7 protein-coding genes are annotated in these 12,392 nt (G+C 67.2%); 3 read left to right on the top strand and 4 right to left on the bottom strand.

Annotation, left to right across the window (positions count from 1 at the left end):
• Nucleotides 1–133: 133 nt before the first annotated feature.
• The 3 genes from L5G32_RS15100 to L5G32_RS15090 all read right to left on the bottom strand — a co-directional run bounded on the left by L5G32_RS15100 (nucleotide 134) and on the right by L5G32_RS15090 (nucleotide 3,764).
• The gene (locus tag L5G32_RS15100) at nucleotides 134–1,669 is read right to left on the bottom strand and encodes a CoA-acylating methylmalonate-semialdehyde dehydrogenase (RefSeq protein ID WP_237011900.1); all 1,536 of its coding nucleotides are present in this window, start codon (nucleotides 1,667–1,669) and stop codon (nucleotides 134–136) included.
• A gap of 237 nt (nucleotides 1,670–1,906) precedes the next feature.
• Nucleotides 1,907–2,692: an enoyl-CoA hydratase gene (locus tag L5G32_RS15095; protein ID WP_237011899.1), complete on the bottom strand. Its 786-nt coding sequence runs from the start codon at nucleotides 2,690–2,692 to the stop codon at nucleotides 1,907–1,909.
• Between the two features lie 13 nt (nucleotides 2,693–2,705).
• Nucleotides 2,706–3,764: a 3-hydroxyisobutyryl-CoA hydrolase gene (locus tag L5G32_RS15090; protein WP_237011898.1), complete on the bottom strand. Its 1,059-nt coding sequence runs from the start codon at nucleotides 3,762–3,764 to the stop codon at nucleotides 2,706–2,708.
• Between the two features lie 146 nt (nucleotides 3,765–3,910).
• On the opposite strand from L5G32_RS15090, the gene L5G32_RS15085 reads away from it, so the two are divergent.
• Complete coding sequence (locus tag L5G32_RS15085; protein WP_237011897.1) at nucleotides 3,911–4,825, top strand: LysR family transcriptional regulator; 915 nt, start codon at nucleotides 3,911–3,913, stop codon at nucleotides 4,823–4,825.
• A 151-nt stretch (nucleotides 4,826–4,976) separates the two neighbouring features.
• Here the strand turns inward: L5G32_RS15085 and L5G32_RS15080 are convergent, their stop codons facing one another.
• Nucleotides 4,977–5,987 carry an alpha/beta hydrolase gene (locus L5G32_RS15080; RefSeq protein ID WP_237011896.1) on the bottom strand — a complete coding sequence of 337 codons (1,011 nt, stop codon included), beginning with the start codon at nucleotides 5,985–5,987 and terminating at the stop codon, nucleotides 4,977–4,979.
• Between the two features lie 244 nt (nucleotides 5,988–6,231).
• Between L5G32_RS15080 and gltB the strand changes: the two genes are divergently transcribed.
• Nucleotides 6,232–10,899 carry a glutamate synthase large subunit gene (gene gltB / locus L5G32_RS15075; protein WP_237011895.1) on the top strand — a complete coding sequence of 1,556 codons (4,668 nt, stop codon included), beginning with the start codon at nucleotides 6,232–6,234 and terminating at the stop codon, nucleotides 10,897–10,899.
• Nucleotides 10,892–12,346 carry a glutamate synthase subunit beta gene (locus L5G32_RS15070; RefSeq protein ID WP_237011894.1) on the top strand — a complete coding sequence of 485 codons (1,455 nt, stop codon included), beginning with the start codon at nucleotides 10,892–10,894 and terminating at the stop codon, nucleotides 12,344–12,346. Before gltB ends, L5G32_RS15070 begins: the two co-directional genes overlap by 8 nt.
• Nucleotides 12,347–12,392: the final 46 nt, after the last annotated feature.

Below are 12,392 nucleotides of genomic sequence, written 5' to 3'. Positions count from 1 at the left end.
CGGCGCAGCTTTCGGATTCGGGTCGGATTGGATCGCCAGTCGAGTCGGTGCTGAGATCAGTACGCTCACCGCTGTGCGGGGACTAATAGTCCCCAGGGGTCGATGAGCGTACTGATCTCAGCAGTAGGGTGCGTCACTCCATCGTCGGGATGGAGAACTCGGCCCCGTCCTTGATGCCCGACGGCCACCGCTGCGTGACCGTCTTGGTCTTCGTGTAGAACATGATCGACGCCGGACCGTGCTGGTTCAGGTCGCCGAATCCGGACCGCTTCCAGCCGCCGAACGTGTGGTAGGCCACCGGGACCGGGATCGGCACGTTGACGCCGACCATGCCGACCTCGACGCGCGAGGTGAAGTCGCGCGCGGCGTCGCCGTCACGGGTGAAGATCGAGACGCCGTTGCCGTACTCGTGCTCGGTCGGGAGGGCGAGTGCCTCGTCGTAGTCCTTGGCGCGGACGATCGTCAGCACCGGACCGAACACCTCGTCGGTGTAGATCGACATGTCCTTGGTGACGTGGTCGAACAGGGTCGGGCCCACGAAGTAGCCGTTCGACAGGTCGTCGCCGTCGAAGGTGGAGTCGTCGCTGGTGCGCTCGCGCCCGTCGATGACGAGCTCGGCTCCGGACTCGACGCCCTGCCCGATGTAGTCGACGACCTTGTCGCGCGCGGCGCCGGTGACGAGCGGACCGTAATCGGCCTTCGGGTCCAGCGAGTGGCCGACGCGCAATGCCTTCACCTTGTCGACGAGCTTGGCGCGCAACGCTTCAGCCGTCTCCTCGCCGACCGGCACAGCCACCGAGATCGCCATGCAGCGCTCACCGGCGGCACCGTAACCTGCGCCGACGAGAGCGTCGACGGCCTGGTCGAGGTCGGCGTCCGGAAGGATGATCATGTGGTTCTTCGCGCCGCCGAAGCACTGCGACCGCTTGCCGTTGGCTGCCGCGGTCTCGTAGATGTACTGCGCGATGTCGCTGCTGCCGACGAACCCGAGAGCCTTCACGTCCGGGTGGGTCAGGAGGGCGTCGACCGACTCCTTGTCGCCGTTGACGACCTGGAACACGCCGTCGGGCAGGCCGGCCTCGGTGAACAGTTCGGCCAGACGCACGGTGACCGACGGGTCGCGCTCGGACGGCTTCAGAATGAAGGCGTTGCCGCACGCCAGGGCCGGTCCGGCCTTCCACAGCGGAATCATGGCGGGGAAGTTGAACGGGGTGATGCCCGCGACCACGCCGAGCGGCTGGCGCATCGAGTAGACGTCGATGCCGGGGCCCGCGCCCTCGGTGTATTCGCCCTTGATCAGGTGCGGGATGCCGGTCGCGAACTCGATGACCTCGATGCCGCGCTGCACATCGCCCTTGGCGTCTTCGAACGTCTTGCCGTGCTCCATCGACAGCGACGTCGCCAGCTCGTCCATGTTCTCGTTCACCAGCGTGATGAACCGCATCAGGACGCGGGCGCGACGCTGCGGGTTCCACGACGCCCACACCTTCTGCGCCTCGGAGGCGATCGCGACCGCGGCCGCGACCTCGTCGGTCGACGCGAGAGCGACCTGTGCCTGCACAGTGCCCAGGCTCGGGTTCAAGACGTCGGCGGTGCGACCCGAGGGTGCGGCGTCGCCGATCGTGGTGGTGCGCTTGCCGCCGATGTAGTGGGGGATGACGTCGGTCATGGTGGTGCTCCTTTGGGGTGGGTCTCGACTCCGCTCGACCAGCGGAGCTGTCTCGACTCCGCTCGACCAGCGGAGCTGTCTCGACTCCGCTCGATCAGCGGAGCTATGTCGGCTCCGCTCGACCAGCGGAGCTATGTCGACTTCGCTCGATCAGCGGGTGGTGGGGTCTCGACTTCGCTCGACCAGCGGGTTAAGGGTCGATCAGCGGTGGTGGGCTCGATCAGTGGGCGGGTGGGGTCAGCGGTGTTGGAAGTTCGGGGTGCGTTTCTCGACGAAGGCGGCCATTCCTTCGGTCTGGTCGTCGGTGGCGAACGTCGAGTAGAACAGGGAGCGTTCGGTGCGGACGCCTTCGGTGAGGCCCGACTCGAAAGCGCGGTTGACCGCCTCCTTGGCGAGCGAGGTCGCGATCGCCGACTTGTCCGCGATCTCGCCTGCGACGTCGAGTGCGGTCTGCAGAGTCTCCTCGGCGGGGACCACGCGGGAGACGAGGCCGAGACGATCGGCTTCGTCGACCTTCATCTGACGGCCGGTGAGGATCAGGTCCATCGCCTTGGCCTTGCCGACTGCGCGGGTCAGGCGCTGTGATCCGCCGATGCCCGGGATGACGCCGAGATTGATCTCGGGCTGCCCGAACTTCGCGGTGTCGCCTGCGATCAGGATGTCGCACAGCATCGCGAGTTCGCAGCCGCCGCCGAGGGCGAAGCCGTTCACCGCCGCGATCGTCGGGGTGCTCAGATCGGCGAGGCGGTCCCAGTCGCCGAAGAAGCGCTCGGACTGCACGTCGCTGAACGACTTGGACGACATCTCCTTGATGTCGGCTCCGGCCGCGAACGCACGATCCGAGCCGGTGATCACGATGGCACCGATCGCGGGGTCGTCGTCGAATGCGGTTGCGGCGCCGACGACTTCGTTCATCAACTGGGTGTTCAGGGCGTTGAGAGCTTTGGGGCGGTCGAGGGTGATCACACCCACGCGGCCCTGCGTCTGAACCGTGATCGTCTCGTACTCGGGGGAATTCGCCATGGGGTCTCCTTCTCTACAGCTTCAGTTCGAGATGATCCGGCAGCGGCGCTGTGAATGCGTCAGCGTCGACCGGGCCGGTCTTCCACGCGGGCTTGCGGTCCTTGTCGATCACTTGGGCACGGATGCCTTCGGCGAGGTCGGGGTGCTGCAGGCAGCGCAACGACGACCGGTACTCGCGGACCAGGGACTCGCGCAGCGAACCATCGTTCGCAGCGGCGCGCAGTGCCGAGAGGGTCGCGGCGAGCGCCGCGGGCGACTTCCCTTCGATCGCCTCGGCCGTCGCGAATCCCTCCGGCGTGGCGGTGGCGATGCAGTTCTCGAGGATCTGTGCGACGGTGTCGGCCGCGAACACGGTCTTGATCCAGTCGCGCCCGCCCGCGACCTCGGAATCCGGTGGGGTCTGGGCGAATTCAGTGAGGACATCGTCGAGCGGCCGGTCGGCGAGAGCGTCGACGAGCGCGTCGAGATCCTCGGACGGAACGAAGTGGTCGGCCAGTCCGAGCGCCATCACATCCCCGCCGCGCAGGTGCGTCGTCGTGAGTGCGGCGTAGGTGCCGAGCTCGTCGGCCACGTGCGAGAGGAGCCACGTACCGCCGACGTCGGGTACCAGTCCGATGCCCACTTCGGGCATCGCGAGGCGAGTGCGTTCGGTGACGATCCGAGTGTTCGCGTGCCCGCAGACGCCGACGCCGCCGCCCATCACAATGCCGTCCATCAACGCGACGTACGGCTTCGGGTACTCGCCGATCCGTGCGTTCATCACGTACTCGTCGCGCCAGAACGCTGCCGAGTCGGACGCTGCTGCGGCTTCGTCACCCGCGCCCGCCAGCGCATTCGCGTCCCGGTGGATAGCGACGATGTCGCCGCCTGCGCAGAGTCCGCGGTCGCCCGCGCCGCGCACCACGACGACGTCGATCGCGTCGTCATCGGCCCAGGCCACGAGGGTCGCGTCCATCGACTGCACCATCTCGTGATCGAGGGCGTTGATCGAGCGCGGGCGGTTCAACGTGATCACACCTGCGCGTCCGGTGACCGTCGTGACGACGGCGGGCGAGTCGGTGTCTGCGGGCATCGCGGGTGTTCTCCTCGGGTCGGCGTCGGACATGTGTCCGCCGACACCCATCTTCGCCAGGGGCAGGGTGTGCGTCAACGCACATTTGCGCATGGCAGGGGTGCAGAACTGCCGGGTGCGACTTCCTAGCGGATTACAATCGTGCAATGCCGGACAGTATCGATGCGCGGAGCGTGCGGGCCGACGATCTCCGCTACCTGTTGGCGGTGGCGCGAGCGGGGAGTCGGGCGGTCGCGGCGACCGATCTCGGCGTCGACTCGAGCACGGTGACGCGCCGGATTCGTGCCCTGGAGCAGGTGCTCGGCGTACGTCTGGTGGAGCAGGGCGTGGACGGCTGGGAACTGACGGAGATCGGCCGCGACGTCGCCGAACGGGCGGCGCCGATCGAGTCCGCGGTCGAGAGTGCGATCGACGTGGTGGCAGGCGCCCGGACGAATTCGCTGCGCGGCAATGTGCGGATCACCGCGCCGGACGCGTTCGGCGCCTACTTCGTCGCCCCGGCGATGGCGCGGCTGCGCAACGCCAATCCGGACCTGACCGTGGAAGTCCTCACGGCCACACGACAACTCAATTTGCATCAGTCGGGTTTCGACGTCGCGATCGCGGTCGGCGTGCCGATGAGCGGCAAACTCGTGACCGCGCCGCTCACCGAGTACGCCCTCGGCCTGTACGCCACCGACGAGTACTTCCAGATGCACCCGATGCCGCGGACGTCCGCAGACCTGATCGAGCATTCGTTGATCTGGTACGTCGACTCCCTGCTCCAGGTGGGAGACCTCGATCTCACGCACCACCTCCCTGCGTTGACGTCGCGGTTGATGTCGACCAACGTGTTCGCACAGGTGGAGGCCACCCGCGCGGGCGGCGGGATCGGACTGCTCCCGGCGTTCGTCGCGACCCGCCATCCCGACTTGAAGCGGGTGCTCGGCGACGACGTCGAGATCCGAATGGACTTCTCGTTCGCCGCGCGCCGGGAACGGCTGACGAGTCCGACGGTGCAGGCGATCCACGCCGCCCTGCGCGCCGAAGTGGATGCGCGCGCGAGAGAGTTGCTGCCGTGAGTCTGGCCGCATCCTCACCTATCGGATCGCACGCTCGCATACCTCGTCACACCGTCATTGCGTCTTAGCAGCCTCCGCCCAGGCTGCTGAGACGCAATGAGCGTGTGACGACGTATCTGACGGTGCGCGAGTCGAGGCTGCGGCGCCCTCATCAGAGCAGATGTCGGCCGATGAAGTCCTTCGCCTCGCGCATCGCGGTGCGGGAATCGGGGGTGAAGTACGGGAACATCTGGAAGACGTGGCCTTGGCCCGGCCATTCCTGCAACGTCGACGTTCCGCCAGCGTCGAGCAGGTTCTGGTGGATTATGCGGGCGTCGTCGGCCATGACTTCGCGGGAGCCGTACTGGATCAGCGTGTCGGGCAGGTCCATGTCGGGGGTCAACGCGACTCGCATCCGCGGATTGTCGGGGGACGCGTCGCCGCGGTAGCTGCCCATCAGTCGCTGCGCGCTCGCGGCGTGGATGAACGGATCGCGGACACCGCTGCGTTCCAGGGCGCAGGCGACGTCGAACACCGGATCGTAGAGCGGCGAGAACAGCACCATCGCTCGCGGCTGCGGCACGCCGTCGCGGTGGTTCGCGGCCAGCAGGTCTTGGGCCAGATGTCCGCCGGCGGAGTCGCCGCCGACGATGATCTGATCGGCCGAGAATCCTTGGTCGAGGAGCCAACGGTAGCCGCGGATCGCGTCGTCGCCGCCGGACGGGAACTGATGCTCCGGACCGAGGCGGTAGTCGAGACTGAACGCGCCGATGCCGGATCGTCGCACCAGTCGGGCGACGAGTCCGCGGTGGGTGCGAGCCGAACAGACGAGGTAGCCGCTGCCGTGCAGGTAGTAGAGGACGCTGCGGCCGCTGGACGGCGATGGAATGGCGCCGCCGAACTGCTGAGCCTCGTGCGTCCACTCGCCGCGCACCTGCGCGTCGTCGACCCGCTGCTTCACGACGGTTGTCTTGGTTCCACGTGGAACAGGACTGGCCGCGGACAGTGAGGCGTTGAGCGCGGGACGCATCAGCGGAATGGCCGCCGGTCCGATCGCCGGCACGCTCCCGAGCGCGCCCATGATCGGACGGGTCGCTCGCCAGACGTACGCGTTGAGCGCGCGGGCGCGCCTCGGCCCGGTCGTCTGAACGCCGGATGCGACTTCAGTGTTACTCGCGGTCATAGGGTCCACAGTTGAGACGATACGACGGATCTGCCCCATTACGGCGTCGTTTCGATCCGATGTCCTGCCGATTTTGCCGCGGAGTGCGCTGACGTGGCAGAATCGTGGGTACTGCACTCGGGCCATGCGCCCGAGCACTCCCAGCAAAGACGCTGAATCCCCGGCGACGCGCAGCTCGCGTCGGTCCGACCGGGTTCGAAGTACGAATCAGTACGCAGCGTCGCGTGCAGGAATGGCAGATTCCATGAAGCACTTGCCGGGGCCCACTGGCCTCTATGATCCGCGGAACGAGCACGACGCCTGTGGTGTCGCGTTCGTCGTCGACATGCACGGACGACGCAGCCGCGACATCGTCGAGAAGGCGATCACCGCGCTGGTCAACCTCGAACACCGTGGCGCCGCGGGCGCCGAGCCCAACACCGGCGACGGCGCGGGCATCATGATTCAGGTCCCGGACCGCTTCCTGCGGGAGGTCGTCGACTTCGAGCTGCCCGCCGAAGGCGCCTACGTCACCGGTATCGCGTTCCTTCCTCAGTCGGCGCAGGACGTCCGTGACGCCGTCGCAGGTGTCGAGGCGATCGTCCGCGAAGAGGGACTCGACCTGCTCGGCTGGCGCGACGTGCCCGTCGACGAGTCGTCGCTCGGCGCCCTCGCCCGCGACGCCATGCCCACGTTCCGGCAGATCTTCCTGGCGTGCGCCGGGAGTCCGAGCACACCGGATGACGCGTCGGTCATGGACCTCGAACGTAAGGCGTACGTCGTGCGTAAGCGCGTGCAGTACGAGCTCGGCGAGAAGGGTGCGGGCCAGGACGGTCCCGGTCGCGAGACCGTGTACTTCCCGAGCCTGTCCGGACAGACGTTCGTCTACAAGGGCATGCTGACCACGCCGCAGCTGCGCGACTTCTACCTGGATCTGCAGGACGAGCGCGTCGAGAGCGCACTCGGCATGGTTCACTCGCGCTTCTCCACGAACACGTTCCCGTCGTGGCCGCTCGCGCACCCGTTCCGCCGCGTCGCCCACAACGGTGAGATCAACACCGTCACCGGCAACGAGAACTGGATGCGTGCTCGCGAAGCGCTCATCGACACAGCTGCTTTCGGCAGCGCCACCGGGAGCGAAGCGAGCGGGGCGAACCGGAGCACTGCGATGGAGAAGATCTTCCCGGTGTGCTCGCCGGGAGCGTCCGACACCGCGCGGTTCGACGAGGTCCTCGAACTCCTGCATCTGGGCGGCCGAAGCCTGCCGCACTCGATCCTGATGATGGTCCCCGAGGCGTGGGAGCGCAGCGAGGCCATGAAGCCCGAGCACCGCGCGTTCTACGAGTACCACTCGGCGCTCATGGAGGCGTGGGACGGACCGGCGTCGGTCTGCTTCACCGACGGCACCGTGATCGGCGCGGTTCTCGACCGCAACGGTCTGCGCCCGTCCCGCATCTGGGTCACCAAGGACGGCCTCGTCGTCCTCGGCTCGGAGGTCGGCGTCCTCGACATCGATCCCGCGGACATCGTCACGCGTACTCGCCTGCAGCCGGGCCGCATGTTCCTCGTCGACACCGCACAGGGCCGGATCGTCGCCGACGAAGAGGTCAAGGACTCGCTCGCGGCCGAGCATCCGTACCAGGAGTGGCTCGACGCCAACCAGGTCGCGCTCGAAGACCTGCCCGCGCCGCCGCATGTCCACATGCCGCACGACCGGGTGACCCTCCGCCAACAGGTGTTCGGGTACACGAACGAAGATCTGAACCTGTTGGTCTCGCCGATGGCGGCGGCCGGAGCCGAAGCGATCGGCTCCATGGGCACCGATACGCCGGTGGCTGTTCTGTCGGCGCGTCCGCGTATGTTGTTCGACTATTTCCAGCAGATGTTCGCGCAGGTCACGAACCCGCCGTTGGATGCGATCCGGGAAGAGATCGTCACCAGCGTCCGTCATCGCATCGGCGGTGAGCGCGACCTGTTGAACCCGGGAGCCGACTCGGCCAAGCAGATCGTATTGAGCTCGCCGATCCTCGACAACGGCGACCTCGCGCGCCTCGTCGACATCGACGGCGATGCGACCGGTTTCGCGTCGGTCCACCTTCACGGCCTGTACCGGGTCGCCGAGGGCGGCGAAGGTCTCCGCAAGGCGCTCGACGAGGTGCGGGCCAAGGCGTCCGCCGCCATCGCAGACGGCGCGCGCATCATCGTGCTGTCCGACCGCGAATCGGACGAGAGGCTGGCGCCGATCCCGTCGCTGCTGTTGACCGCGGCCGTCCACCACCATCTGGTGCGTGAGCGCACCCGTACCCGCGCCAGCATCGTGGTCGAATCCGGTGACGCCCGCGAGGTCCACCACATGGCGTTGCTGATCGCGTTCGGCGCCAGCGGCATCAACCCGTACATGGCGTTCGAGACCATCGAGGACATGCTGGTCTCGGGATCGCTCGTCGTCCCGGGGACCGACGATCTCGATCACGACGCCCGCTTCGCGAAGGCGCGCGCCAACTACATCAAGGCCGCCAGTAAAGGCGTGCTCAAGGTGATGAGCAAGATGGGCATCTCCACGGTCCCGTCGTACAACGGCGCCCAGCTGTTCCAGGTGATCGGCATCGCGCAGGACGTCGTGGACGAGTTCTTCACCGGTCTGAACAGCCAGCTCGACGGCATCGGCCTCGACGAGATCGCCGACGAGGTGGCCCGCCGCCACGCCGTCGCGTTCACCGACCGCCCGAGCGAGCGCGCCTACCGCGAGCTCGAGGTCGGCGGCGAGTACCAGTGGCGTCGCGAAGGCGAGTACCACCTGTTCAACCCGGACACGGTGTTCAAACTCCAGCACGCGACCCGCACCGGTCAGTACAGCGTGTTCAAGGAGTACACGAAGCTCGTCGACGATCAGTCGACGCGGCTGGGCACCCTGCGTGGCCTGTTCGACTTCAACTTCGGCGACCGGGACCCGATCCCGATCGACAAGGTGGAGTCGGCGCGCGAGATCGTCAAACGGTTCTCCACGGGTGCGATGAGCTACGGCTCCATCTCGGCCGAAGCACACGAGACGCTCGCCGTCGCCATGAACCGGTTGGGCGGACGCTCCAACTCCGGTGAGGGCGGCGAGGATCCGCGTCGGTTCAGCCACGACGAGAACGGCGACTGGCGACGCAGCGCGATCAAGCAGGTGGCATCGGGCCGATTCGGCGTGACCAGCCACTACCTGAGCAACTGCACCGACATCCAGATCAAGATGGCGCAGGGCGCGAAGCCGGGCGAGGGCGGTCAGCTGCCGCCGCACAAGGTGTACCCGTGGATCGCCGAGGTCCGCGGGAGCACGCCGGGCGTCGGACTGATCTCGCCGCCGCCGCACCACGACATCTACTCGATCGAGGATCTCGCACAGCTGATCCACGACCTGAAGAACGCCAACCCGGCCGCGCGCATCCACGTCAAGCTCGTCTCCGAGGTCGGTGTCGGCACCGTCGCCGCCGGTGTGTCGAAGGCGCACGCCGACGTCGTCCTGATCTCCGGACACGACGGCGGCACCGGCGCGAGCCCGTTGACCTCACTCAAGCACGCGGGAGCCCCCTGGGAGATCGGCCTCGCCGAGACCCAGCAGACGCTGCTGCTCAACGGTTTGCGCGATCGCATCGTCGTCCAGGTCGACGGTCAGTTGAAGACCGGCCGCGACGTGATGATCGCGGCGCTGCTCGGCGGCGAGGAGTTCGGTTTCGCGACTGCGCCGCTCGTCGTCTCCGGTTGCGTCATGATGCGCGTCTGCCATCTCGACACCTGCCCGGTGGGTGTCGCGACGCAGAATCCGCTGTTGCGCGAGCGCTTCACCGGCAAGCCGGAGTTCGTCGAGAACTTCATGCTGTACATCGCCGAAGAAGTGCGAGAGCTGTTGGCTCGCCTCGGTTTCCGGACGCTGAACGAGGCCATCGGCCGGTTCGACGCGCTCGACACCACGGCGGCGACCGCCCGGTGGAAGGGCTCCAAGGCCGGCAAGCTCGACTTGTCGCCGATCCTGACGAGCCCGGAATCGCCGTTCATGAACCAGGACCTGCACTGCACGGGCGTCCAAGATCACGGACTCGACAAGGCGCTGGACAACGAGTTGATCGAGAAGGCCCGCGCCGCAATCGATTCGGGGACGCGCGTCAACCTGACCAGCGCCATCACCAACGTGAACCGGACGGTCGGCACGATGCTCGGCCACGAGGTCACCAAGGTGTACGGCGCGCAGGGGCTGCCCGACGGCACCATCTCGATCGACTTCACCGGGTCGGCGGGCAACAGCTTCGGTGCGTTCGTCCCGCGCGGCATCACGATGCGGCTCGAGGGCGACGCGAACGACTTCGTCGGCAAGGGACTGTCGGGCGGCAAACTCGTCGTCCGCCCGTCCCGGAAGGCTCCCGCCGACTTCGTCGCCGAGAACAACATCATCGCGGGCAACGTGATCGGGTTCGGCGGCACCGGAGGCAAGATCTTCTTGCGGGGTGTGGCAGGCGAGCGCTTCTGCGTCCGCAACTCGGGTGTCGCGGCCGTCGTCGAAGGCGTCGGCGACCACGGCTGCGAGTACATGACGGGCGGCAGCGTTGTCGTCCTCGGTGAGACGGGGCGCAACTTCGCGGCAGGCATGTCCGGCGGCGTCGCGTACGCGTACGACCCGAACGGCACGTTCGAGACGAACCTGAACACCGAACTCGTCGATCTGGAGGAACTCGACTCCGACGACGTCCTGTTCCTCGAGGGCGCGTTGATCGAACACCGTGACGAGACCGGTTCGACGGTGGCTGCGGCCGTCCTCGACGACTGGTCGAACCAGCAGGGGCACTTCGCCAAGGTGATGCCCCGTGACTACAAGAAGGTTCTCGCCGCCATCGACGTCGCCGAGCGAACCGGACGAGATGTGAACGACGCGATCATGGAGGCGGCTCGTGGCTGACACCAGAGGTTTTCTCAAGCATACCGAACGAGAGACGCCGACCCGGCGTCCGGTGGACCTGCGGCTGATGGATTGGCGAGAGGTCTACAACGACTTCGAGGACTCCACTCTGCAGACGCAGTCGAGTCGTTGTATGGACTGCGGTATTCCGTTCTGCCACAACGGTTGCCCGCTCGGTAATCTGATCCCCGAATGGAACGACCTGGTCTACCGGGGACAGTGGGATGCGGGTATCGACCGTCTGCACGCCACGAACAACTTCCCGGAGTTCACCGGCCGACTGTGCCCGGCCCCGTGTGAGGCGTCGTGCGTGCTCGGCATCAATCAGCCAGCCGTCACGATCAAACAGGTCGAGGTGGAGCTGATCGAGAAGGCCTGGGACACCGGTTCGGTCGATCCCGTCCTACCCGATCGCAAGTCGGGCAAGAAGGTCGCCGTGGTCGGTTCGGGTCCGGCGGGTCTCGCCGCGGCCCAGCAGCTGACGCGTGCGGGGCACGACGTCACGGTGTTCGAGCGCGCCGACCGCATCGGTGGACTGATGCGTTACGGCATCCCCGAGTTCAAGATGGAGAAGCGCTTCATCGACCGCCGTCTGGAGCAGATGGAGGCCGAGGGCACCGCCTTCCGCGCGGGAGTCAATGTGGGCGTGGACGTCACCGTGGAGCAGCTGCGCGGCGACTACGACGCCGTCGTTCTGGCGAACGGTTCGACGATCGGCCGCGATCTGCCGATCCCGGGCCGCGAACTGGACGGCATCCACCAGGCGATGGAGTTCCTTCCGCAGGCCAACAAGGTCCAGCACGGCGACACCGTCGAGAACCAGATCACGGCGACCGGCAAGAACGTCGTGATCATCGGCGGCGGCGACACCGGAGCCGACTGCCTCGGCACGTCGCTGCGTCAGGGCGCCGCGGTGGTCCACCAGTTCGAGATCATGCCGAAGCCGCCGGTCGAGCGCGCAGAGTCGACCCCGTGGCCGACCTACCCGCTCATGTACCGCGTGTCGTCCGCCCACGAGGAGGGCGGCGAACGCGTCTACAGCGTGAACACCGAGGAGTTCACCGGCGAGAACGGTCGCGTCACGAGCCTGAGGGCACACGAAGTGGCGATGGTGAACGGCCGCTTCGAGAAGGTGGAGGGCAGCGACTTCGAGCTGGCCGCCGACCTCGTCCTCTTGGCAATGGGCTTCGTCGGTCCGGAACGCGGTGACCTGCTCGACGAGCTGGGTGCGACCTACGACGCGCGCGGCAACGTCGCGCGCGACGCCGACTTCGGCGCCGTCGGACTGCCGGGCGTCTTCGTCGCCGGTGACGCAGGCCGCGGTCAGTCGCTCATCGTGTGGGCGATCGCCGAAGGCCGTTCGGCGGCAGCGGGCGCCGACCGCTACCTGGCCGGTTCCACGCTGCTTCCCGCACCGATCGTCCCGACCCAGGTCGGCCAGCGGTAGTCCCACCGCTGGTCGGGCGGCGTCGAGACCCCTCCCGCCGTTCGAG

Origin of the sequence: Gordonia zhenghanii (assembly GCF_021738965.1) — a bacterium.
Lineage (GTDB): Bacteria > Actinomycetota > Actinomycetes > Mycobacteriales > Mycobacteriaceae > Gordonia > Gordonia zhenghanii.
Note: the sequence above shows the minus strand (reverse complement) of the source record. Positions and strands in the feature narration are given on the sequence as shown.

Coding starts and splice junctions, on each gene's coding strand:
- L5G32_RS15080 (WP_237011896.1), bottom strand. CDS start 5,987: ATGACCGCGAGTAACACTGAAGTCGCATCCGGCGTTCAGACGACCGGG.
- L5G32_RS15100 (WP_237011900.1), bottom strand. CDS start 1,669: ATGACCGACGTCATCCCCCACTACATCGGCGGCAAGCGCACCACCACG.
- L5G32_RS15085 (WP_237011897.1), top strand. CDS start 3,911: ATGCCGGACAGTATCGATGCGCGGAGCGTGCGGGCCGACGATCTCCGC.
- L5G32_RS15095 (WP_237011899.1), bottom strand. CDS start 2,692: ATGGCGAATTCCCCCGAGTACGAGACGATCACGGTTCAGACGCAGGGC.
- L5G32_RS15090 (WP_237011898.1), bottom strand. CDS start 3,764: ATGCCCGCAGACACCGACTCGCCCGCCGTCGTCACGACGGTCACCGGA.
- gltB (WP_237011895.1), top strand. CDS start 6,232: ATGAAGCACTTGCCGGGGCCCACTGGCCTCTATGATCCGCGGAACGAG.